This window comes from Kineococcus esterisolvens (assembly GCF_050871405.1).
Lineage (GTDB): Bacteria > Actinomycetota > Actinomycetes > Actinomycetales > Kineococcaceae > Kineococcus.
Genome location: NZ_JBJLRI010000042.1, coordinates 1 through 22,568, shown reverse-complemented (window position 1 = coordinate 22,568; position 22,568 = coordinate 1). Strand labels below are relative to the sequence as shown.

General features: G+C 75.8%; 21 protein-coding genes. 4 read left to right on the top strand and 17 right to left on the bottom strand.

Features of this window, described 5'->3' with window-relative positions:
* The first annotated feature begins 77 nt into the window (after positions 1-77).
* The gene (locus ACRYR8_RS13640; RefSeq protein ID WP_432485133.1) at positions 78-1,079 is read left to right on the top strand and encodes a 5'-3' exonuclease; all 1,002 of its coding nucleotides are present in this window, start codon (positions 78-80) and stop codon (positions 1,077-1,079) included.
* A gap of 68 nt (positions 1,080-1,147) precedes the next feature.
* Here ACRYR8_RS13640 and ACRYR8_RS13635 read toward each other — a convergent pair whose 3' ends face one another.
* The 7 genes from ACRYR8_RS13635 to ACRYR8_RS13605 all read right to left on the bottom strand — a co-directional run bounded on the left by ACRYR8_RS13635 (position 1,148) and on the right by ACRYR8_RS13605 (position 8,849).
* Positions 1,148-3,961 carry a DEAD/DEAH box helicase gene (locus ACRYR8_RS13635; RefSeq protein WP_432485132.1) on the bottom strand — a complete coding sequence of 938 codons (2,814 nt, stop codon included), beginning with the start codon at positions 3,959-3,961 and terminating at the stop codon, positions 1,148-1,150.
* Between the two features lie 51 nt (positions 3,962-4,012).
* On the bottom strand, positions 4,013-4,966 hold the full coding sequence (locus tag ACRYR8_RS13630) for a diacylglycerol/lipid kinase family protein (protein ID WP_432485131.1): 954 nt from the start codon (positions 4,964-4,966) through the stop codon (positions 4,013-4,015).
* 31 nt (positions 4,967-4,997) lie between these two features.
* Positions 4,998-5,813 carry a twin-arginine translocase subunit TatC gene (gene tatC, locus ACRYR8_RS13625; RefSeq protein ID WP_432485130.1) on the bottom strand — a complete coding sequence of 272 codons (816 nt, stop codon included), beginning with the start codon at positions 5,811-5,813 and terminating at the stop codon, positions 4,998-5,000.
* 44 nt (positions 5,814-5,857) lie between these two features.
* Positions 5,858-6,142: a Sec-independent protein translocase subunit TatA gene (gene tatA / locus ACRYR8_RS13620; protein ID WP_432485129.1), complete on the bottom strand. Its 285-nt coding sequence runs from the start codon at positions 6,140-6,142 to the stop codon at positions 5,858-5,860.
* 132 nt (positions 6,143-6,274) lie between these two features.
* Entirely contained in the window at positions 6,275-6,610 is a 336-nt protein-coding gene (locus ACRYR8_RS13615; RefSeq protein WP_432485127.1) for a hypothetical protein, read from the bottom strand.
* Between the two features lie 182 nt (positions 6,611-6,792).
* On the bottom strand, positions 6,793-7,788 hold the full coding sequence (locus ACRYR8_RS13610) for a helix-turn-helix transcriptional regulator (RefSeq protein WP_432485125.1): 996 nt from the start codon (positions 7,786-7,788) through the stop codon (positions 6,793-6,795).
* A complete protein-coding gene (locus ACRYR8_RS13605; RefSeq protein WP_432485123.1) occupies positions 7,785-8,849 on the bottom strand; it encodes a helix-turn-helix transcriptional regulator in 1,065 nt (354 codons plus the stop codon). Before ACRYR8_RS13605 ends, ACRYR8_RS13610 begins: the two co-directional genes overlap by 4 nt.
* Positions 8,850-9,067: 218 nt before the next feature.
* Between ACRYR8_RS13605 and ACRYR8_RS13600 the strand changes: the two genes are divergently transcribed.
* Together ACRYR8_RS13600 and ACRYR8_RS13595 are read left to right on the top strand one after the other, a co-directional pair.
* A complete protein-coding gene (locus ACRYR8_RS13600; protein ID WP_432485121.1) occupies positions 9,068-10,174 on the top strand; it encodes an acyltransferase family protein in 1,107 nt (368 codons plus the stop codon).
* Positions 10,175-10,184: 10 nt separating this feature from the next.
* Positions 10,185-11,306: a DUF3866 family protein gene (locus tag ACRYR8_RS13595; RefSeq protein ID WP_432485119.1), complete on the top strand. Its 1,122-nt coding sequence runs from the start codon at positions 10,185-10,187 to the stop codon at positions 11,304-11,306.
* Positions 11,307-11,363: 57 nt separating this feature from the next.
* Here ACRYR8_RS13595 and ACRYR8_RS13590 read toward each other — a convergent pair whose 3' ends face one another.
* From ACRYR8_RS13590 to ACRYR8_RS13545, 10 genes are all read right to left on the bottom strand, one after another.
* On the bottom strand, positions 11,364-11,741 hold the full coding sequence (locus ACRYR8_RS13590) for an FKBP-type peptidyl-prolyl cis-trans isomerase (RefSeq protein ID WP_432485117.1): 378 nt from the start codon (positions 11,739-11,741) through the stop codon (positions 11,364-11,366).
* Positions 11,742-11,823: 82 nt separating this feature from the next.
* Entirely contained in the window at positions 11,824-12,810 is a 987-nt protein-coding gene (locus ACRYR8_RS13585; protein WP_432485115.1) for an FKBP-type peptidyl-prolyl cis-trans isomerase, read from the bottom strand.
* Positions 12,811-12,939: 129 nt separating this feature from the next.
* The gene (gene pafA / locus ACRYR8_RS13580) at positions 12,940-14,301 is read right to left on the bottom strand and encodes a Pup--protein ligase (protein ID WP_432485113.1); all 1,362 of its coding nucleotides are present in this window, start codon (positions 14,299-14,301) and stop codon (positions 12,940-12,942) included.
* A gap of 142 nt (positions 14,302-14,443) precedes the next feature.
* Positions 14,444-15,232 carry a proteasome subunit alpha gene (prcA, locus tag ACRYR8_RS13575; protein WP_432485111.1) on the bottom strand — a complete coding sequence of 263 codons (789 nt, stop codon included), beginning with the start codon at positions 15,230-15,232 and terminating at the stop codon, positions 14,444-14,446.
* Positions 15,229-16,128, bottom strand: a complete 900-nt coding sequence (prcB, locus tag ACRYR8_RS13570) for a proteasome subunit beta (protein ID WP_432485109.1) — start codon at positions 16,126-16,128, stop codon at positions 15,229-15,231. Before prcB ends, prcA begins: the two co-directional genes overlap by 4 nt.
* Before the next feature lie 113 nt (positions 16,129-16,241).
* On the bottom strand, positions 16,242-16,439 hold the full coding sequence (locus ACRYR8_RS13565) for a ubiquitin-like protein Pup (protein WP_432485107.1): 198 nt from the start codon (positions 16,437-16,439) through the stop codon (positions 16,242-16,244).
* Between the two features lie 126 nt (positions 16,440-16,565).
* On the bottom strand, positions 16,566-18,170 hold the full coding sequence (gene dop, locus ACRYR8_RS13560; RefSeq protein ID WP_432485105.1) for a depupylase/deamidase Dop: 1,605 nt from the start codon (positions 18,168-18,170) through the stop codon (positions 16,566-16,568).
* A gap of 64 nt (positions 18,171-18,234) precedes the next feature.
* The gene (locus ACRYR8_RS13555; RefSeq protein ID WP_432485103.1) at positions 18,235-19,431 is read right to left on the bottom strand and encodes an ABC transporter permease; all 1,197 of its coding nucleotides are present in this window, start codon (positions 19,429-19,431) and stop codon (positions 18,235-18,237) included.
* Positions 19,428-20,141 carry an ABC transporter ATP-binding protein gene (locus ACRYR8_RS13550; RefSeq protein ID WP_432485149.1) on the bottom strand — a complete coding sequence of 238 codons (714 nt, stop codon included), beginning with the start codon at positions 20,139-20,141 and terminating at the stop codon, positions 19,428-19,430. The genes ACRYR8_RS13555 and ACRYR8_RS13550 overlap by 4 nt, the downstream gene beginning before the upstream one ends.
* A gap of 137 nt (positions 20,142-20,278) precedes the next feature.
* Complete coding sequence (locus ACRYR8_RS13545) at positions 20,279-21,730, bottom strand: efflux RND transporter periplasmic adaptor subunit (protein WP_432485101.1); 1,452 nt, start codon at positions 21,728-21,730, stop codon at positions 20,279-20,281.
* 200 nt (positions 21,731-21,930) lie between these two features.
* Here ACRYR8_RS13545 and ACRYR8_RS13540 point away from each other — a divergent pair, with 200 nt between their 5' ends.
* A complete protein-coding gene (locus ACRYR8_RS13540; protein ID WP_432485099.1) occupies positions 21,931-22,485 on the top strand; it encodes an NUDIX domain-containing protein in 555 nt (184 codons plus the stop codon).
* Positions 22,486-22,568 lie beyond the last annotated feature (83 nt).

The window sequence follows — 22,568 nt, the reverse complement described above, 5'->3', positions numbered from 1 at the left end:
TCGGTGACCGGGCGCGACCTCCGGGGGACCCCCTCGCGGACCCGCCGGAGGACACGGCCTGGTGCGAGGATCCCCGGGTGGCCGACCCCTCCCCCACCCCGCCCCCCGGCGCCCCCGCCCGGTTGCTGCTGCTGGACGCGGCGTCGCTGTACTACCGGGCCTTCCACGGCGTGCCGCAGTCGCTGACGGCCCCCGACGGCACACCGGTCAACGCCGTGCGCGGCTTCCTGGACGCCGTCGCCCACCTGGTCACCGAGCACCGGCCCGGGCGGCTGGTGGCCTGCTGGGACGACGACTGGCGCCCGGCGTTCCGGGTCGCGGCGCTGCCGTCCTACAAGTCGCACCGGGTGGGGGCGGACGGCGGCGAGGACTCCCCCGCCGCACTGGGCCCGCAGGTGCCGGTCATCTCCGAAGTCCTGGCGGCGCTGGGCGTGGCGAGGGTGGGCTGCCCCGGCTTCGAGGCCGACGACGTGATCGCCACGCTCGCGACCCGCGCGGTGGCGGCCGGCGGGGTGGCGGTGGACGTGGTCACCGGGGACCGGGACCTGTTCCAGCTCGTCGACGACGCCGCACGGGTGCGCGTGGTCTACGTCGGCAGGGGCGTGCGCAAGGCGGAGGTGGTGGACCAGGCGTGGCTGGCCGAGCGCCACGGGGTGCGCGACGGGGCCGGGTACGCGGACCTGGCGGTGCTGCGCGGAGACCCCTCCGACGGCCTGCCCGGTGTCGCCGGCATCGGGGGCAAGACGGCCGCGGGGTTGCTGGCCCGACACGGCGACCTGGCCGGTGTGCGCGCGGCGGCGGCCGCCCCCGGCTCGACCGTGCCGGCCGCACAGCGCCGCCGGCTGCTGGAGGCGGCCGCCTACCTGGACGCCGCCCCCGTGGTCGTGCGGGTGGTGCGCGACGCTCCCGTGCCGGTCGTGCCCGACGCGCTGCCGGCGACCGCCGCCCACCCGCGGGCGCTGGAGCGTCTCGCGCAGCGCTGGGGGCTGGCCTCCAGCGTCGCCCGGGTGCTCGACGCCCTGGCGGGTGCGCACGCCCGAGGGGCTGACCCGGGCGGGCCCGCCCCTGGACGGAGCTGACCCTGCAGGTGAGGTCGAGGGTCCGGCTGCGGACCCTCCGGTCGAGCTGGAGGGTCCGCAGCCGGACCTCAGGTCAGCGAGGTGTGGGCCACGACGCCGCGACGGACCAGGTCGACGGCGTCACGCGCGGCCGAGCGCACCAGGGGGTCCACGGAGGCGGCGGCGATCTGGTCGAGGAGGTCGACGAGCTGCTTGCAGCGGCGCACGAAGTCCCCGGCGGCCAGGTCCGCCTCGCGCAGCACCGCGTCCAGGCGGTGCCCGGAGGCCCAGCGGTGCACGGCCCACGCCAGGCCGGCGTCGGGCTCGCGGGTGACGGGCACCTTGTGGTGCTCCTCGCGGTCGGTGAGGTCGCTCCACAGGCGCACGGTCGTGTCGATGGCGTCCTCGGCCCGGCGCGGGATGCGCTCGGGGCCCGAGCCCTCGTCGCGACGCGACTCGTGCACGAGGGTGGACACGGCGGCTGCGAGGTCGGCGGCGCCCAGGCCGGCCCAGGCGCCGTGGCGCAAGCACTGGGCGACCAGCAGGTCGGTCTCGGCGTTGATGCGGCGCAGGGTGCGGCCGGGATCGGTGACGGCGGTGCCGTCGGGGCTCAGGTAGCCCAGCTCGGCCAGCAGGTCGCACACGCGGTCGAAGGTGCGGGCGATGGTGCCGGTGCGCCCCTCGATGCTGCGCTGCAGGGCGCGGGTGTCGCGGGCCAGCTTCTCCTCGCGCACCGCCCAGCGCGCGTGCTCCTCACGCTCGGAGCAGCCGTGGCAGGGGTGCGAGCGCAACTGCTCGCGCAGGTCGGCGAGCACCGTGTCGTCGGTGCCGGCGCTCGCGCTGCGACGGCGCGGCGGGAGGTCGCCGCCGCCGACCCGGGCCAGGGCGTTGCGCAGCGAGGAGGCCAGGTCTCGGCGGGCCTGGGGACTGCGCCAGTTGAACGCCTTGGGCACCTTCACGCGGGTGACGGGTTCCACGGCGGCGGTGAAGTCGTGCGCGGAGATGGTGCGCACCTGCCGGTCCTGGCTGAGCACGCGCGGGGAGGGGCCGTCGAACCCCTTGCCGTCCACCAGGTCCAGCACCACGCCGAAGACCTCGCGGCGGCCACCGGGCAGGCGCACGACGTCTCCGGTGCTCAGGCGCCGCACGGACGTGCGGGCCTCGGCGCGCCGCTGCGCCGCGCCGGCGCGGGACAGCTCCTTCTCGCGCTCGCCGACCCGCTGGCGCAGGGCGAAGTACTCGGCGAAGTCGCCCAGGTGGCAGGTCATGGCTTGGCGGTAGCCGTCCAGAGCGCGCTGCTGGTCGCGGATCTGCTGAGCCTGGCCCACGACGGCGCGGTCGGCCTGGAACTGCGCGAAGGACGTCTCGAGGATGTCGCGGGCGCGGTCGCGACCGACCTGCTCGACGAGGTTGACGGCCATGTTGTAAGTGGGCCGGAAGCTGGAACGCAGGGGGAAGGTGCGCCGGGACGCCAGGCCGGCGACGGCCTCGGGGTCGGTGCCGGCGCTCCACAGGACGACGGCGTGGCCCTCGACGTCGATGCCGCGGCGGCCGGCGCGGCCGGTGAGCTGGGTGTACTCCCCCGGTGTGACGTCGACGTGGGTCTGCCCGTTCCACTTCACCAGCCGTTCCAGCACGACCGAGCGCGCCGGCATGTTGACGCCCAGGGCGAGGGTCTCGGTGGCGAAGACGGCTTTGACCAGGCCGGCGGCGAAGAGGTGCTCGACGGTCTCCTTGAACACCGGCAGCAGGCCGGCGTGGTGGGCGGCCAGGCCGCGTTCGAGGCCGTCCAGCCACTCCCAGTAGCCCAGGACCGCGAGGTCGGAGGAGGGGATCTCCGCGCAGCGCTCCTCGGCGACGGCGCGGATCGTCCTGCCCTCCTCGGGCGTGGTGAGCCGCAGCCCCCAGGCCACGCACTGCCCCACGGCGGCGTCGCAGCCGGCGCGGCTGAAGATGAAGGTGATGGCCGGCAGCAACCCGGCGGCGTCCAGGACCTCCAGGACCTGCGCGCGGCTGGGGGTGCGCCCGCCGGGCGGGCCGGCTGCGTAGCGACCGCCGCCCGGGCGCGAGCGCACCGGTCCGCGGCCACGGCCACGGCCCCGCCCCGGGCCGGCGGCCAGGCGGTCGCTGCGCAGTTGCTGGCGGGACATGGCCACCAGTTCGGGGTTGACGATGGCCCCGGGCACGAGCGAGCCCTCGTCGCCCTCCAGGGGGTCGCCCGCGGGGTCGGTGAACAGGTCGTACAGCTCGGTGCCGACGAGCAGGTGCTGCCACAGCGGCACGGGACGGTGCTCGGAGACGACGACCTCGGTGTCGCCGCGCACGGTGTCCAGCCAGGCACCGAACTCCTCGGCGTTCGAGACGGTCGCCGACAGCGAGGCCACGAGGACGTCGGAGGGCAGGTGGATGATCACTTCTTCCCACACGGCGCCGCGCGAGCGGTCGGCCAGGTAGTGCACCTCGTCCATGACGACGTAGCCCAGGCCGTCCAGCAGCGGGGAGCCGGCGTACAGCATGTTGCGCAGCACCTCGGTGGTCATGACGACCACGGGCGCCTCGCCGTTGACGGAGTTGTCACCGGTCAACAGCCCGACGCTGGCGGTGCCGTGGCGTTCGGCGAGCTCGGCGTACTTCTGGTTGCTGAGGGCCTTGATGGGGGTGGTGTAGAACGCCTTGCGGCCGGTGCGCAGGGCGAGGTGCACGGCGAACTCGCCGACGACCGTCTTGCCCGCGCCGGTGGGGGCGGCGACCAGCACGCCGCGGCCGGCTTCGAGGGCCTGGCACGCCTGCAGCTGGAAGCCGTCGAGGTCGAAGCCGAGCGTGCTCGCGAACTGCGCGAGCTGGGTGCGCGACTCCTCGGTGCGACGGCGCGCTGCCGCGTAGCGTTCCGCGGGGCTCGCCATGCGGCGACAGTACGTCACGGCCACCACCGGTGCGCGGCGGGGCTGCGCTCCTCAGGCCAGGACGCGCAGCGCTGCGGGCACCGCCTCGCACGTCAGGGGCAGGGTGCCGACCGGTTCGCCGTCGGCGTGCGGGTGGGGCAGGCGCTGCGCCCGTGCGACGCGGCGGGTGCCGGGCTCCTCGTCGAGGGGTTCCAGCCGCACGCGGCGGGCGCGGTGCACCTGCACGGCCGGGGAGCGCAGGTGCTCGCCCGTGCGCAGGCGGGTGAACAGGCGCAGCGCCGCCGGCGGGGGCAGTTCGTCGACGACGACGACGTCCAGCAGCCCGTCGGTGGGGTCGGCGTCCGGGGCCATCCGCAGCCCGCCGCCGTAGCAGGAGGTGTTGGCGACGGCGGCCAGCAGGACCCGGCGGCGCAGCTCCCGCCCGTCCAGCTCGATGCGCAGGCCCACCCCGCGCACCAGCGCCAGTTCACGCAGCGCCGCGAGGGTGTAGCGGGCCGGGCCGGGGGGCCAGCGCCAGGCGTTGGCGCGTTCGTTGACCAGGGCGTCCACCCCGGAGGCGACGATGCTGGCGCACCAGCGCTCGCCCTCGGCGGTGCGCAGGTGGATGGCGTCCACGTCGCGGTGGCGGCCCTCGCGCAGGGCGGCGGAGAGCGCGGCGACCGACACGGCCGGATCGCCCAGCGGCAGGCCGAGGCCTCGCGCGATGTCGTTGCCCGTCCCGGCGGGGACGATGCCCAGGGCGGTGCCGGTACCGGCGACCTCCTGCACGGCGGCGTGCACGAGCCCGTCACCGCCGACGACGACGAGGGCCTGCTCCTGGCGGGCGACGCGGCGGGCGACGCGGCGGGCGGCGCGGCGGGCGGCGTCGAGGTCGGGGCCGGACAGGTCGGTGACCTCGTGGCCCAGCCGGCGCAGCTCGGCGCGCACCCGGGCGCCGGCGGCGAAGCCCGACCCGCGTCCGGCGGTGGGGTTGACGAGCAGACCCACGGGGCCGGGGGCGCTCACACCGCCGGCCCTCGCGGGCGTGCCGAGCCCCTCAGAGGGGGCTTGCTTCGTCGTCGGACAAGTGCTCGAAGTCCGGCTCACCGGAGTTGCGACGACGGCGCTTGTCGTTGATCAGGCAGATGCCGATCGCCAGGAAGAACAAGAAGATCAGCGGCATGGCCATGACGATCATCGTCAGCGCGTCCGGGGTCGGCGTGAAGATGGCCGAGAAGAGGAAGCAGAGGAAGACGACGATGCGCCACTGCTTGAGGATGGCCCCACCCGTGATCAGGCCGGCGAAGTTCAGCGCGACCAGGAGGACGGGCAGGAGGAAGGCGATGCCGAACGCCAGCAGCAGCCGCATGACGAACGACAGGTAGCTGGGGGCGTCGATCAGGTTGGAGGCGCCGTCGGGCGTGAAGGAGACGATCAGCTTCATCGTCGTGGGCAGGATGAAGTACGCCAGCGCCAGGCCGGCCAGGAACAGCGGGGCACCTGCGAAGACGAAACCGACGGCGTAGGCGCGTTCCTTCTTCGTGAGCCCGGGCGTGACGAACGCCCACAGCTGGTAGATCCAGACCGGGCTGGAGGCGATGACGCCGACCCAGAGGGCGCCCTTGACCTGGATGTCGAGCGGGCTGACCGCGGCGGCGTAGTTCAGCCCGCCGTTCGGCAAGGACTCCGCGGGCATGGCCAGGATGGGCAGGACGACGTTGGGCCACAGCCACCAGCCGGCGGCAGCGCCCAGGACGACCCCGAGCGCTGCCCGGAACAGCCGTTTGCGCAGTTCTTCGAGGTGCTCCCGCAGGGGCATGCGCCCCTCGGGGTCCTTGGGCGCACGTCGCCGTCGAAAGGTCGTGACCGCCACGTCGCCGGAGCCTCCTGTCAGCGGTTCAGCCGGTCAGCGCGGGTTCAGCGCTCGCGCGAGGCGCTGGGGGCCTCGCTGCTGCGGCTGCCGTTGACGTGGGCGCCGGAGGCGGTGCCGTCGACACGGCCGTCGTCCAGGGCCTTGGGGCTGAACGTGGTGTCCCGCTCGGCGACGTCGTCGTCGTCCTTCTGCATCTCCTTGACCTCGCTCTTGAAGATGCGCAGCGAGCGTCCCAGGCCGCGGGCGGCGTCGGGCAGGCGCTTGGCGCCGAACAGCAGCAGCAGGACGACGACCAGCACGATGATGTGCCAGGGCTTCATGGCGCCCATGGTTCTCAACCTCCGTAGGGGGACGGTGCCCGGTCATCGTACGTCCCCGCGGCCCGCCGCGGGGTTGCCACGCGCACTCCGCGGCAAACACCCAGCGAACTCCCAGGGGCGGCCCGGGCTCGGGGGTGGTGCTCAGCGCAGGGACAGGCCCCGGGCGGCCAGGGTGGCCAGGTCGTCGCAGGAGTCCAGCACCAGGGCGAAGTCCAGCACGTCGTCCCAGGCGATGGTGGCGCCGTGGCGCTCCTCCATGGCCTCCGCCGGGATCACCCAGCGCTCGACGGCCACGCCGCCGGAGACGAGCAGGGCCACGACGTCCTCGCTGGCGGGCTTGCGGACCTCGTCCTTGCACTGCGGGCAGTCGAAGGCGTAGAAGGAGCGCTCCTTGGCCGAGCAGACCACGAGTCGGACCTGCTTGGGGGTCAGCTCGACGTCGCCGCAGCAGGGGCAGGAAGCCTTGATCGTGGTCATGGTCAGCACCTTCCGTTCGTGGTGTGGGCGGCTGTCCCGCCGTCCGACCCCCACTGCTTCGGCAGGGTCCTCGATTTCCTTGAACGCCCTTCGCCCGACAGGTTGGCGCAGCGCGTCACCGGTGGCGCCCGGACGGCGGAGCGCCCGGGGCGGAGGGGTTCCGGGGCCGCGCACCGCTGCGCTCAGCGACCGCCCCGCCCGTACCGCTCCAGGGCGCTCACGGCCGCCTCGCGCACCTGCACCGCCAGCTCCGGCGGGTCGACCACGCGCGCCCCCGCGCCCAGGCGCAGCAGCAGGCGGCGCACCCAGCGGGTGTCCGCCGCGCGCAGCCGCACGCGCAGCGAGGCCTGCTCCCAGGCGTCCTCGGGCGCGGGCACCGCCGACTCCACCGGGTAGTAGTCCACGACCCACGCCGCCTGGGGCGCCAGGTCCAGGGTGACCACCGTGTCGTCGGGGCTTGGCCGGAACAGGTCCGACTGCACGTCGCGGGAGACCGCGCGCGCCGGCGGGGTCCCGTCGACGTCGAGCGCGCGGGCGCTCTGGATGCGGTCCAGGCGGAACAGGCGCACGCCCTCGACCCTGTGGCACCAGGCCTCCAGGTACCAACGGCCGTCCACGGTGACCAGGCGCATGGGGTCCACGTCGCGCTCGGTGAGCTCGTCGCGGCTGGGGACCAGGTAGGCCAGGTGCAGCCGACGGCGGCCGGCGAGGGCGTCGCGGCAGGTGGCCAGCACGCCGGCGAGCGCCGCGTCGTCGCCGGGCCGGACGTCCACGCGCACGGCGCCGGCGGCGGCGGCGGCCTCGCCGGTGGCCTCGGTGAGCTTGGCCAGGGCGCCGTCGAGGGCGTCGCGGTCGTGCAGGCCGGGGACCTCGGCGAGGGTGCGCAGGCCCACCAGGAGGGCGACGGCCTCGTCGACGGCGAGGCGGGCGGGGCGGGCGATGGGGTCGGCGTTGGAGAGGTAGACGCGCCCGGAGTCCCAGCGGGCGTCGATGAGGTCGTCGGGCAGGTGCCCGGGGGTGCCGCAGACGAAGAGGAGCTCGAGGTCGTGGACGAGGTCGTCGGTGTCGAGGCCGAAGTGCTCGGCGGCCTCCTCCAGGGGGATGCCCTGGTGACGCAGGAGGTAGGGCACCATCGCCAGCAGGCGGGAGAGGCGTTCGGTGGAGGCGCTGCCGCTCACCGGGCACCACCCCGGTCGGTGGGTCCCGGGCCGGTCCCGAGGCCGGCGGCTCCGCGCAGGCGGCGCAGGACGGCGTCGCGCAGGTCGGGGGGGTCGAGCACGACGACGGCGTCGCCGTAGCCGGCGAGCTCGTCGGCGCTGACCTCGACGTCGGCCACGTCGACCTCCACGACGTCGTCGGGCGCGTCGTCGGGCGCGCGGTCCGGTGGCACGGCCGCGGGTGCGGTGGAGACGGCGCGGCGGCGCACGGCCAGGGCGCTGCCGGGGCGCACCAGGAGGCGGGCGCGGCGGGTGGTGCGCTCGCCCACGGTGCCGGCGACGACCTCGCGCGGGTCCAGGTCGGCGGGGACCTCGTAGGAGCCGGGGCGACCGATGCGCTTGACGGCGGAGGAGACGCGGGAGAGGCGGAAGACGCGGGGGGCGTGGCGGTCACGGTCGTGGCCGACGAGGTACCAGCGGCCGTGCCAGCTGACGATGGCCCAGGGCTCGACGTGGCGGGTGGCTGCCTCGCCGCCGGCGCGGCGGTAGTCGAAGGAGACGGGGGCGCGGTCGCGGGTGGCGGCGTAGAGGGGGTCGAAGGCGGGTTCGCTGGTGCGCACGCGCGGTTCGAGGCCGACCAGGGAGGACTCGTCGGGTTCCACGCCGAGGCTGCGCAGCTTCACGAGGGCGCGGGTGGCGGGGCCTGCGAGGCTGGCCTGCTGCCAGACGCGGCTGGCCAGGGAGAGCACGGCGAGTTCGGCGGGGGTGAAGTTGATCTCGGGCAGGGCGTAGGCGTCGCGGTCGATGCGGTAGCCGGCCTCGTCGCCGAAGAGGGGGTCCTCGCCGCCGGTCTCCAGCGGTACGCCCAGCTCGCGCAGGTCCTCCTTGTCGCGCTCGAACATGCGCTCGAACGCGACGGTGGTGGCGCAGTCGGCGTACTGGGGCACGGCGGCGCGGATCTGCTCCTTGGTGAGCCAGCGGCGGGTGGCCGAGAGGGCGATGACGAGGTTGAGCAGCCGTTCGGTGCGTCGCGCGCCGCGGGCGGCGGACGCTGCGCCGGTGCTGGATGCCGAGCTCACCATGGTGGGGCGGACGCTACCGGAACGGGTGCGCGGTGGCGCGGGCGCCGGGTCGGGCGCGGGCCCCGGGCGGGTCCACCGGCGGGTCCGCGGACGGGTAGCGTCCCCTGCGCCGCGCGGTGGTGCTCGCGCTCGTGCCCGGCGCGCTGCGCCCGCTCCCCGTGGCCCCGACCCGCACCCCGTGCGCTCCCCCGCCCACCGGAACCGGAAGGCCGTTGCCCGTGCGCCGTCTGCCCGCCCTGGACGTGGCCCGGGGTCTGGCCATCGTGCTGGTGGTGCTGCACCACGCGGTGCTGCACCTGGACGCCGCGCACCTGCTGCCGGTGGGGTGGCGATCGGTCAACGGCGAGCTGGTGCTGCTGCGGATGCCGCTGTTCTTCCTGGTCTCGGGGCTGCTGGCGGCTTCGGCGGCGGGGCGCTCGTGGGGCCGGCTCCTGCGTTCGCGGCTGGTGCCGCTGCTGTGGGTGTTCGCGCTGTGGTCGCTGGTGCGCTTCGCGGTGTTCCGGGTGGTGACGCCGCGGTTCCAGCCGTGGGAGGCCGACAGCCTGGTGCCGCTGCTGCTGGCGCCGCTGCGGCCCACGACGGGGCTCTGGTACCTGTACGCGCTGGCCGCGTTCACGGTCGCGGCGCGGGCGCTGGGGCGGCGGGCGGCGTGGGTGCTGGTGCCGGCGGCGCTGCTGTCGGTGGCCACCAGCGAGCAGGTGCTGCGGGCGCCGTACTACGTGTGGCACCAGATGGGGCGCTGCTTCGTCTTCTTCCTGCTGGGTTGGTGCCTGCGCGCGCACCTGCTGCGGCTGCTGGGGACGCTGCGGGTGCTGCCTGCGGCGGGGTTGAGCGCGGTGGGTGCGGGGGTGCTGGTGGCGCACGGCGCGGGGCTCCTGGACGTGGTGGGGGCGGCCAGCGCGGTCAGCGTCGTGGCGGTGGTGTGCGGGCTGGCGTTCGCGGTGCTGCTGACGGCGCTGCCGGGCGCGGGCGCGGGCGCGCTGTGCGCGGCGGCGGGCTGGCTGGGCCGGCGCACCCTGCCGGTGTACCTGGTGCACGAGCTGGTGGTGGGGGTGGGCACCAGCGCGGTGGTGGCGCTGGGGGTCGCTGCCGCGTGGGGGCGGCCGTGGTGGCTGCCGCCGGTGTGGGTGGTGCTAGCGGTGCTGGTGTCGCTGGGGGTGCGGGCGGTGGCGCTGCGGGTGGGGGCGAGCTGGGCGTACGAGGCGCCGGCTGCGGTGGTCGAGCGTGCCGCGGGGCTGGTGGAGCGGGTGGGCGGGGTGCTGCAGCGGGCGGTGCGTGCTCCCGCGGGGCGCGGGGCCCGGCGGGCGCGCGGGGGCACCCCCTAGCCTCGTCAGGGTGCTGAGGTGGCGTTCGGGGACGGTCGTGGAGGTGCTGCGGGAGCGGCCCGGTGCGCTGGAGTGCCGGGTGCTGCTGGAGCGGGCGCCCGAGGGGGCGCTGGCGGGGCCGGACGCGCCCGGGGCGCAGGTCCGGGCGCTGGCGTACACGGCGCTGGTGGGGCGCCCGGTCGCCGGGGACCGGGTGCTGGTGAACACCGCGGCCCTGGCGCGGGGGCTGGGCACCGGGGGGTACGCGATGGTGGTGGCCCTGCCCGAGGCGCTGCCGGCGGACCCGCCGCCGGGGCCCGGGCACCTGGTCAAGGCCCGCTACACGCCGCTGCAGGCGATGGTGCTGGGCGTGGACGAGCAGGAGTCGGCGCACCACGACGTGCTCGCCGGCGCCGACGACCTGGCCGGTGTGCCGGTCGTGGTCGCGGACCTGCACTCGGCGCTGCCCGCGGTCGTGGCGGGGCTGCGCGCGGACGCGCCGCAGGCGCGGGTGGTGTACGTGATGACCGACGGCGGTGCGCTGCCGGCGGCGTTCTCGCGGGCGGTGGCGGGGCTGCGCGAGGCGGGCTGGCTGGCGGCGTGCGTGAGCACCGGGCAGAGCTTCGGCGGGGACCTGGAGGCCGCGACCGTGCACACCGGTCTGCTGGCCGCGCGACTGGTGGCCGGCGCGGACGTGGTGGTGGTGGCGCAGGGCCCGGGCAACCTGGGCACGGGCTCGCGGTGGGGGTTCTCGGGGGTGGCGGCCGGGGAGGCGCTCAACGCCGCCGCGGTGCTGGGCGGGCGGGCGGTGGCGGCGCTGCGCGTCTCGCAGGCCGACGAGCGCGAGCGGCACCGGGGCCTGTCGCACCACTCGGCCACGGCGGTGGGCCGGGTGGCGCTGGCGCCGGTGGACGTCGTCGTGCCGGACGAGGCCGGCGCCTTCTGGGACGGGGTGCGCGAGCAGGCGCGGGCGCTGTGCGCACCGCGGGGCCGGCACCGGTGGGTGCCGGTGGGCACCGCGGGCCTGGACGAGGCGCTGGCGGCGTGCCCGGTGCCGCTGTCGACGATGGGTCGCGGCCCGGAGGCCGACCGGGCCTCGTTCGTGGCCGCGGCGGTGGCCGGTCGGCACGCGGCCGCCCTGCTGCGCTCCTGAACGCGGCACGCCCCGCACCGCCGGGGCGGTGCGGGGCGTGCCGGCAGGAGCGGTCGCTCAGCCGACGCCGACGAGGTCCACCACGAAGATCAGGGTCTCGCCGCCCTTGATGGCCGCACCGGCGCCGCGGTCGCCGTAGCCCAGGTGCGGGGGGATGACCAGGGTGCGCCGGCCGCCGACGCGCATGCCGACGATGCCCTGGTCCCATCCGGCGATGACCATGCCGCGACCCAGGGGGAAGTCCAGCGGCTGCCCGCGGTTCCAGGAAGCGTCGAACTCCTCCCCCGTGCTGAAGGCGACGCCGACGTAGTGGGCGCTGACGGTGCTGCCGGGCGTGGCCTCGGGACCGTCACCGACGATCTGGTCGGTGACCTGCAGCTCGGTGGGGGGCTCGCCGCCGGGGAAGTCGACCTCGGGCTTGGTGCGCTCGCTCACGGGTGCTGCTCCTGTCGCAGGGGTGTCGGGGTGGTCTGGGTGTGCACCGGCGGGCGTGCTCGCCCGTGGTCCGAATGGCGCCTCAGTAGGCGTCGAGGATGTCCACCACGAACACCAGTGCGCCCGCGGGCTGCCCGCCGGTCGGTTGCTCACCGTACGCGTCGGCGGCGGGGATCACGAGGAGGACCCGGCTGCCGACGGTCTGCCCGACGATGCCCTCGTCCCAGCCGGCGATGACCTGGCCGGTGCCGATGGTGGTCTCGAACGCGTCGGCGCCCTGCCAGGAGCTCTCGAAGACCTCGCCGTCGGCCAGGGTGGCGCCCACGTACTGCATCTTGACGGTCATGCCGCTGGTGATGACCGGGCCGGTGCCCTTGATGAGGGTCTGGGCGACGGTGTCCGCGGGCGGGGTGGGGTCGGAGACGGTGAAGCCGGTGGGCACGCCCTGCTCGTCCACGTCCACGGCCGGCAGGTTCGCCGGTGCGTCGACCCGTTCCCCGGTGGCCTGGGTGGGCACGATGCGCACCACGTCGGCGACGAGCACGAAGGTCGTCTCGGCGTCCACGCCCTCCTTGCCGAACTGGGAGGCGGCCTCCCCGAAGCCGTCGTCGGGGGCGATGGCGATGACGAGGCGGTCGCCGACGTGGGAGCCGACCAGGCCGCGGGCGATGCCCTTGGTGACGTCGCCGAGCTCGAAGCGGGCGTCGGTGCCGCCGTAGCTGGAGTCCAGCAGCTCACCCGTGGAGCCGGCGTAGAGGGCGTAGGCGAACTGCACCTCGTCCTCCAGGGCGACCTCCTCGCCGCTGCCCTGGGCGACGACCTCGCGGCTGGTCTCCTCGACGGTCAGCGGCGTGGTGATCTGCACCTGCGGCGCCACGGCGGGGTCGACGTCACCGGTGACCTCGACGGGCAGGTCCGCGTCCACGGCGGGCTCGACGGTCGCCGCGGCCTCGGAGGCCGAGGCGCTCTGCTCCGCCGGGGTGGGCGCCTCCGGCTCGGAGGCGCACGCGCCGAGCAGGACGGCGAGCGCCACGGCGGCGGCGGGCAGGGCGGCGATGCGGCGGGGCACGGGGATCCTCAGGGTCGTGGGGTCGGTCCCCGGCACCTTAGCCGCGGTGCCTGTGCGTCGCCTGACAGACCACCGGGTGCGACCTGGCAGGGCGCTTCCGGACGCGGCGGGGGCGCCGCGCGCTGTCGGTCACATGCTGTCGATGAGGCGCTCGACGCGGTCGTCGACGGACTTGAAGGGGTCCTTGCACAGCACGGTGCGCTGGGCCTGGTCGTTGAGCTTGAGGTGGACCCAGTCGACGGTGAAGTCGCGGTGCTTGTCCTGGGCGGCGCGCACGAAGTCGCCGCGCAGCTTGGCGCGGGTGGTCTGCGGCGGCACCGAGAGGGCTTCGAAGACCTCGATGTCGGAGCAGACGCGCTCGGCCATGCCGCGGGCGGCGAGCAGGTAGTGCAGGCCGCGGCCGCGGTGGATGTCGTGGTAGGCCAGGTCCAGGCGGGCGATGCGGGAGCTGGTGAGCTTCAGGTCGTGCTTGGCCATGTAGCGGTCCAGCAGCTTCTTCTTGATGACCCAGTCGACCTCGCGGTCGACGAGGCCGAGGTCACCGGTGGCCACCGCGCGCAGGGCGCGCTCCCACAGGTCCAGGACGCGCTTGACGGTGGGGGTCTGCAGTCCGCGGGTCTCCACGAAGTCCTTGGCCTTGGCCAGGTACTCCTCCTGGATCTGCAGTGCGCTGGCCTCGCGGCCGTTGGCCAGGCGCACGGGTTTGCGTCCGGTGGGGTCGTGGCTGATCTCGCGGATGGCGCGGATGGGGTTCTCCAGCGTCATCTCGCGCAGCGCCACCCCCTCCTCGACCATGCGCAGCACCAGGTCGGTGGAGCCGACCTTGAGCATGGTGGTGGTCTCGGACATGTTGGAGTCGCCGACGATGACGTGCAGGCGGCGGTAGCGCTCGGCGTCGGCGTGGGGTTCGTCGCGGGTGTTGATGATGGGGCGCGAGCGGGTGGTGGCGCTGGAGACGCCCTCCCAGATGTGGTCGGCGCGCTGGGACAGCGAGTAGGTGGCGCCGCGGGGGGTCTGCACGACCTTGCCGGCGCCGACGACGAGCTGGCGGCTGACCAGGAAGGGGATGAGGACGTCGGACAGGCGGCCGAACTCGCCGTGGCGGGAGACGAGGTAGTTCTCGTGGCAGCCGTAGGAGTTGCCGGCGGAGTCGGTGTTGTTCTTGAAGAGGAACACCTCCCCGGCGATGCCCTCCTCCTCCAGGCGGCGCTCGGCGTCCACGAGCAGGCCCTCGAGGGTGCGTTCGCCGGCTCGGTCGTGCACGACGAGCTGACGCACGTCGTCGCACTCGGGCGAGGCGTACTCGGGGTGCGAGCCGACGTCGAGGTAGAGGCGTGCACCGTTGCGCAGGAAGACGTTGCTGGACCGTCCCCACGAGACGACCTTGCGGAACAAGTAGCGGGCCACCTCGTCCGGGGACAGCTTGCGCTGGCCCTCGGACGCGCAGGTGACGCCGAACTCGGTCTCCAACCCGAAGATCCGACGATCCATCTGCCCACCATAGGCACGAACGGGGCGGGCAGCGCTGCGAAACGCGGCGCGGGGACCGGCGCCGCCGGCCCGGGCGGGCTCGGGGGTGGCGACGGTCCCCGCGCGGGGTCCGGGTGCGGGCCGGGGGGCCGGCTCCAGCGGGTCAGGCGGGTGGTTCCGGCGGGGTGTCCGGACCGGGGGTCTCGCCACCGTCCGGAGCGCCGTCCGGGCCGTCCGGGGTCGGGTCCGTGCCCAGCAGGCCGGCCAGGGCCGCCGGTCCCAGCCGTCGGAAGGCGCGGCGGGGGCGGGCGCGTTCGAGGACGGCGACCTCGAGCTGGTCGGGGGCGATGGTCCGCGGCCCGGAGCCGGCCGCGGCGGCCGCGGCGTCGCTGCCCAGGGCCCGCACGGCCAGGCGCAGCGCCTGGGACAGGTCCATGCCGGCGTGCCAGTGCCCGGCGAGCTCGGCGGTGATCTGCTCGGCGGAGCCGCCCATGGCGACGTAGCCGTGCTCGTCGGCCACGGAGCCGTCGTAGGTGAGGCGGTACACCTGGTCGGTCCCCGGGGCGTCGCCGACCTCGGCGACCACGAGCTCGACCTCGTACGGCTTGGACTCGGTGGTGAAGATGGTGCCCAGGGTCTGCGCGTAGGCGTTGGCCAGGCCGCGGGCGGTGACGTCGCTGCGGTCGTAGGAGTAGCCGCGCAGGTCGGCGTAGCGCACACCGGCCACGCGCAGGTTCTCGAACTCGTTGTACTTGCCGACGGCGGCGAAGGCCACGCGGTCGTAGATCTCGGAGATCTTGTGCAGCGCGCGGGAGGCGTTCTCGGAGGCGAAGACGATGCCGTCGGCGCAGGCGACCACGACGACCGCGCGGCCGCGGGCGATGCCCTTGCGCGCGAAGTCGGCCTTGTCCTTCATCACCTGCTCGGGCGAGACGTAGAACGGCACGCTCATGCGGTGGCACCTCCCTGCTGCTGCGGGGCCTGCGTCGGGGTGGTCAGCGGGTTGCCGCCGGGGTTGCCGGTGCGCCCGGCGACGACGGCCTGCACGACCTCGGCGAGCTCGTCGTCGCCCAGGCGGCGGTAGCCGTCGGCGCCGACGACGGCCACGACGGGCCAGATGCGCCGCAGCAGGTCCGGTCCTCCGGTGGCGGAGTCGTCGTCGGCGGCGTCCCACAGGGCCTCCACCGCCACGCGCACCGCCGTGGAGGCGTCCAGACCGGGGCGGAACAGCTTCTTCAGCGCACCGCGGGCGAAGACGGAGCCGGAGCCGACGGCGTGGTGGTCGACCTCCTCGTAGCGACCGCCGGTGACGTCGTAGCTGACGATGCGCCCGCGCCCCTCCGCCAGGTCGTAGCCGGCGAACACCGGCACCACGGCCAGGCCCTGCATGGCCAGGCCCAGGTTGCCGCGGATCATGGCCGCCAGGCGGTTGGCCTTGCCCTCGAAGGACATCAGGGCGCCCTCGAGCTTCTCGAAGTGCTCCAGCTCGACCTGGAACAGGCGCACCATCTCCAGGGCGAGACCGGCGGTGCCGGCGATGCCCACGCAGGAGTGGTCGTCGGCGGGGAACACCTTCTCGATGTCTCGCTGCGCGATGACGTTGCCGGCCGTGGCGCGCCGGTCGCCGGCCATCACCACCCCGTCGGCGAACACGATCGCCACGATCGTGGTGGCGTGCGGGGGCTGGCCGGCGCCGGGGCCGCCGCCCAGCGCGCCGACACCGGCGGCCGGCAGGCGCCGGGCGCCGGGCAGCACCTCGGGGGCGTGGTCTCGGACGAAGTCGGTGAAGGACGAGGAGCCCGGCACGAGGAACGCCGCCGGGAGCCGTCCGCTGGGGTCCTGGCTCACCCGCGCGACCCTACCCGGCGCTCCTGCCCGCGGCCCGGCGCAGCGCGGCCGCCGGCGGGAGCGGCGGACGCTCCGGCGGCCGCTCAGGGAACCGGTTCAGCGTCGGGTGCGGGTCACTGCCCGCCCTTCTGCACGAAACCGCGCACGAACTCCTCGGAGTTGGACTCCAGCACCTCGTCGATCTCGTCCAGCAGGGCGTCGACCTCGGCGACGGTCTCGGCGGACTGGGCCGTGGCCTGCGCGGGCACGGCGGGAGTCTCTTCCGGCTCGTCCTCGCGGCGGCTCGGGCGCTGCTGCTCTTGTCCAGGCATCGGCTGGCTCCCCCTGACGTCTCGGTCAGCACCGGCCGCACGGCCGGCGTGCTGACGACACTAACCCGGCCGGCCCGCGCGCGCCCCGGTGTCCGGGCCGCGGGTCGACGGTGGGCAGGGCGGCGCTCAGCCGCCGGTCAGGGCCGCCACGAGCTCCTCCGCGGTGGCGCAGCGGTCCAGCAGCGCGCCCACGTGCTCGCGGGTGCCGCGCAGCGGCTCCAGGGTGGGGACGCGCTGCAGGGCGCCGCGGCCGGGCACGTCGAAGATCACGGAGTCCCAGCTGGCGGCGGCCACCCGGGAGCCGTAGCGGGCCAGGCACTCGCCGCGGAAGTAGGCACGGGTGTCCTCCGGCGGGTGGGTCACCGCGTGCTGCACGGCCTCCTCGGTGACGAGGCGCTCCACCTGCCCGCGCTCGGCGAGCTTGAGGTACAGGCCCTTCTCCGGGCGCACGTCGGACCACTGCAGGTCCACCGCCTGCAGCCGGTGGCTGTCCCAGCCCAGCCCGTCCCGGGAGCGGTAGCCCTCCAGCAGGCGCAGCTTGGCGACCCAGTCGACCTCGCGGGCCGCCGACATCACGTCGTCGCCGAGCCTGGTCAGCACCCCTTCCCAACGGGTCAGGACCTCGCGCGTGTCGGCGTCGGCGTCGGGTCCCTGACGGTCGTCGACGAACGCGGCGGCGGCCTCGAAGTAGGCCCACTGCAGCTGCAGGGCCGTCATCCGGCGCCCGTCGCGCAGGCGCACCAGGTGCTGCAGGCCCGGGTCGTGGGACACCTCGTGCAGGGCGCGCACCGGCTCGGCCACCTGCAGGTCGCCGGCCGGGCCCCCGGCGAGCGCGCCGGCCTCCAGCGCCGCCAGCACCAGGGACGTGGTGCCGACCTTCAGGAGGGTGGCGACCTCGCACATGGTGGCGTCACCGACGATCACGTGCAGGCGCCGGTACTTCTCGGCGGTGGCGTGCGGTTCGTCGCGGGTGTTGATGATGGGCCGCTTCATGGTGGTCTCCAGGCCCACCTCGACCTCGAAGAAGTCCGCGCGCTGGCTGATCTGGAAGCCGGTGCCGGCCGAGTCCTGGCCGATGCCCACGCGGCCGGCACCGGTGAAGACCTGCCGGGAGACGAAGAACGGCGTCAGGTGGCGCACCACGTCGGCGAAGGGGGTGGCGCGGTCCATGAGGTAGTTCTCGTGGGTGCCGTAGGAGGCGCCCTTGCCGTCGGTGTTGTTCTTGTAGATGGTCACCGGGGTCAGGCCGGGTGTGGCGGCCACGCGGCGCAGCGCGTCCAGCAGGATGCGCTCGCCGGCGCGGTCGTAGCGCACCGCGTCGCGGGGGGTGAGGACCTCCGGCGAGGAGTACTCGGGGTGGGCGTGGTCGACGTAGAAGCGGGCGCCGTTGGTGAGGATGACGTTGGCCATCGTCGGGTCCTCGGACTCGGCGCTGACCACGTCGGGGGCGCTGGGCGCGGCGCGGCGCTGACCGTTGCCGCGGGCGGGTGCGTCGGTCAGCTGGGAGGGGTGGGCGGCGGTGCGCGGCACCTCGAAGCCGCGCGCGTCGCGCAGCGGCGCCTCGTCCTCGTAGTCCCAGCGCGCGCGCAGCGCCGAGCCCATCGAGCCGGTCAGCGGTGCTGCGTAGGCGTTGACCACCTGCGCCGACAGCAGCATCGGGTTGGCGCCGGGGTCGCCGGGCACCGAGATCCCGTACTCGGTCTCCAGGCCGGTCACCCTGCGCACGCTCACGCCCCGACCCTACGGGGCCGGGTGCGGCCCGGCGCGCGGCCGCGCCGCACCCGGCGGGCCGGGCTCAGTCGGCGCGCAGGGCGACGACCGGGTCCAGCCGCCCGGCGCGGCGGGCGGGGAAGACGCCGAAGAAGACGCCCACGGCCGCGGAGACGACGAAGGCGACCACCGGGCTCCACCACTCCACGCTGGCCGGCAGGGGGGAGAAGCGGTCCACCAGCAGCGAGCCGGTCAGGCCGATGGCGATGCCGATGACGCCGCCGACGGTGGTCAGCAGCACCGCCTCGACGAGGAACTGCACCAGCACGTCGCGCTGGCGGGCGCCGAGGGCCTTGCGCAGGCCGATCTCGCGGGTCCGCTCCCGCACCGACACGAGCATGATGTTGGAGACGCCGACGCCGCCGACGAGCAGGGAGATGGCGGCGATGGCGGCCAGCACCGCGGTCAGCAGGCCCAGGATGTCGCCGATGACGCCGAGGATCTGCGTCTGGGTGACGGCGCTGAAGGCCTGGTCGGGGTACTCGGCCTCCAGGGCGCGCTGCAGCTCGCGCGAGAGCTGCGGGACGGCCTCGGCGCCGGGGGCCTTGACGGCGAAGGCGTCCACGCGCTGCAGGGCGAACAGGCGCTGGGCGACGGTGATGGGCACGTGGATCTCGTTGTCCTGCGACACGCCGAAGGACTCGCCCTGCTCGGCGAGCACGCCCACCACCCGGAAGCGGTTGCCGGCCACGGTGATCTGCCGGCCCACGGGGTCCGCGCCGGGGAAGAACGCCTCGGCGGTGCGCGAGCCGAGAACCGCCACGCGGCGGCGGGCCTCCACGTCCGAGGCGGTGAAGTACGCCCCGTCGGCCACGGGGCGGGTGAAGACCTCCGGCAGGTTCTGGTCGGTGCCCTGCACGGTGACGAACTGCTCGGTCGTGCCGGCGCGCACCTGGGCGCCGGAGCTGAGGCGGGCGGTGACGGCGCCGGCGTCACCGGTGACCTCGGCCAGGAGCTCGGCGTCGGAACGCTGCAGGGTGGAGGCGGCCGCGGCGCCGGCGGAGAGGTCGGCGGTGTCGAACTGCCCGGGCACGACGAGGATGAGGTTGGAGCCCAGACCCTCCACCTGGGACTCGATGCGCTCGCGGGCACCGGCGCCGATGGAGACCACGATGATGACCGCGGCGATGCCGATGACGATGCCCAGGGTGGTCAGCAGGCTGCGCAGGCGGTTGCCGCGCAGGGCGTCCAGGGCGACGCGGAACGCCTCCAGGCCCTTCACGCCGCTCCCCCGCCGCTCGTCTGCCCGCCGGCCGCGGGGGCTGCGCTGTCGCTCTCGACGAGGCCGTCGCGCACCCGCACCTGGCGGCGCGCGCGGGCGGCGACCTCGTCGTCGTGGGTGACCAGCACGACCGCCACCCCGCGCTGGGCGTTGAGGTCCTCCAGGATGCGCATGACCTCGGCGCCGTTGCGGGTGTCGAGGTTGCCGGTGGGCTCGTCGGCCAGCAGGATGCGCGGCTCGCCGACCAGGGCGCGGGCGATGGCCACGCGCTGCTGCTCCCCGCCGGACATCTGGGTGGGGCGGTGGCCCAGGCGGTGGCCCAGGTTCACCGCGCGCAGGGCCTCGGCGGCCCGCTCGCGCCGCTGGGGGCCCTTCACGCCCCGGTACAGCAGGGGCAGGGCGACGTTGTCGACGGCGCTGGAGCGCGGCAGCAGCTGGAAGGACTGGAAGACGAAGCCGATCTGGCGGTTGCGCAGCTCGGCCAGCTCGGCGTCGGACAGCTCGCGCAGGTCCCGCCCGCCCACGCGCAGGGTGCCGGAGGTGGGGCGGTCCAGGCAGCCCAGCAGGTGCATGAGGGTGGACTTGCCCGAGCCGCTGGGGCCGACGACGGCGGCGTACTCGCCGTCGGCGACGGTGAAGCTGACCCCGCGCAGGGCCTGCACCTGACCGCCGCCGAAGGAGTAGCTGCGGGTGACGTCCACGGCTTCGATGGCCGGCGCGGCGCGGGGCCCGGGCGCAGCGGGCTCCTGCTCACCCGGCTGCCCACCCGGCTGCCCACCCGGCACGCCGGGTCGCGGGTCCAGGGAACGGGGCTGGTGGGGGGGCTGCTGGTGGGGCGCGAGGTGCGTCACGGCAGCTGCTGGCCCTCGCGCACGTCGGCGGCGCCCTCGGTGACGATGCGCTCGCCCTCGCGCAAGCCCTCCAGGACCTCCACGGCCCCCTGCCCGCGCACGCCCACCACGACCGGGCGCAGCCGGGCCACGCCGCCGTCGTCGACCCAGACCGCCTCGGAGTCGGGGTCGGCGCCGTCGGCGCCGGCGCGCAGCACCGCGGCGGCGGGCACGCGCAGCACGTCGTCGGCCTCGGCGACCACGAGGGAGACCGCGGCGGACATGCCCGGCAGCGGCGTGGGCGCCGGCTCGCCCCCCGTACCGCCACCCTCGGTGGTGCCGCCGTCGTAGCTCAGGCGCACCGTGTACGTCACGGCGCCGCCGCTGCCGCCGGAGGCGGTCGGGTCCACGCTCGTGACGGTGCCGCGGTAGGTCGAGCCCTCCACCGCGTCCACGCCCACGCGGGCGCTCTGGCCCGGCTGCACGCGCAGCACGTCGGACTCGTCGACGTCGGCGGTCAGGGTCAGCACGGAGGCGTCCACGACGCTCAGCAGCCGCGCGCCGGCGCTCACGGCGGCGCCGGCGGCCAGGACCGGGGAGCCGGCCGGGTCCGCACCGGACGCGGCCCCGGCCAGGGCCTCCGACGGCAGGGAGACCCCGCTGCCGCGCAGCAGGTTCTCGGCACCGGCGGGCAGCGCACCGCCGCCGCCGGCGCCGGTGGCGGCCAGGGAGACGGTGCCGGCGATGGGGGCTCGCACGGTCAGGGCGTCCACGGTGGCCCGCGCGGCGCTGACCGCGGCGCGGGTCTGCACCCGCTGGGCCTGCCCGAGGGCCGCCACGGCGTCGTCGACGTCGCCGAGGCCGGCGCTGACCTGCTCCACCAGCGCCTGCGTCTGGGCGGCCAGCAGCTCGTACTGGGTGCGCGAGGAGCGCACCGCGGCCAGGGCGGCCTCGCGGGCGACGGGGTCGGGCACGGCGGCGGCCTGCTGCTCGGCCTGCGCGAAGCGGGCCTGCGCGTCGGCGGCGGCGCGGCGCTGCTGGGCGGCCAGCTCCTCGGGGTCGGCGCCGGCGGAGGAACCGGAACCGGAGCGCGCGGCCTGGGCGTCGGCGCGCTCGGCCTGCTCCAGGGCGTCGCGCGCCTGCGGGGAGTCGATCGTCAGGAGCACCTGACCGGCCTGCACCTGCTCGCCGTCGCCGACCTGAAGGGTCGCGACCGTGCCGGTGGCGGGGGCGTGCACCGTGGAGGAGGCGCGCGGCTGGACGGTGCCGGGAGCCTCGACGACCTCCTGCACGCTGCCGCGCTGCACCTGCCCCACGGCCACGGCCGAGACCTCCTCCTCGCCGCCGCAGCCGGTCAGCAGCAGGGCCGCGGCGGTCGCGGCGGACGCCGCGGGCAGCAGCCGGCGCACGACCGGGCGCGCGCCGGCGCGCGCGGCGGGGCGGGCAGGGCTCATCAGGGGGACTCGCACCCGCGTCACCCTAGGCTCTTCACCGGGGGGCCGTGCGTCCGTCGTGCGGAGTTCCCCCGCCGGTCGGCATCCCCCGATCGGAGGACCCGGCCCCCGCGGACGGCACGCTGCGCGCCTGCGCCACCACGTTGCGTCGACCCGCGCTGCGTCGACCGCACCAGGTCCAGGTGGGTGCCGGTGCCGCGGTAGCGTCCCCGCCCGTGGAGCTCTCCCCGCAGCACCCCGCCGGTGAGGAGCTCGTGGCCCTGTACGACCCCGCCGACCCCGCCGGGCGGGTGACCGGGAGCGCACGGCGCTCGCGCGTCCGGGCGCTGAACCTGCCGCACGCGGCCACCGGGGTGCTGCTGCGCGACGGGCGCGGCGGGGTGTTCGTGCACCGGCGCACCGGCACCAAGGACGTCGCCCCCGGCGCCCACGACTGCCTGGCCGGCGGGGTGGTCGGCGCCGGCGAGCGCCCGGACGAGGCCGCGCGCCGCGAGCTGGCCGAGGAGCTGGGGGTGCGCGCCGCGCAGCTGCGCCCGGTGCTGCGGCGCTGGTACCGGGACGAGGCCACGCACTACCTGGCCCACGTGTACGAGGCGTGGTGGGACGGGACGCCCCTGGTGCTGCAGGAGTCCGAGGTCGCCGCCGGCTGGTGGGAACCGGCGCAGCGGCTGCGCGAGCGGCTCGCGGACCCGGCCCGGCCCTTCGTCGCGGACTCGCGGGCCCTGCTGGCGGCGTGGCCGCGCTGGTGGCACGACCCCGGCCGGCCGTGACGCGCCGGGGGGGGGGGGGGGGGGCGGGGGGGGGGGGGGGGGGGGGGGGGGGGGGGGGGGGGGGGGGGGGGGGGGGGGGGGGG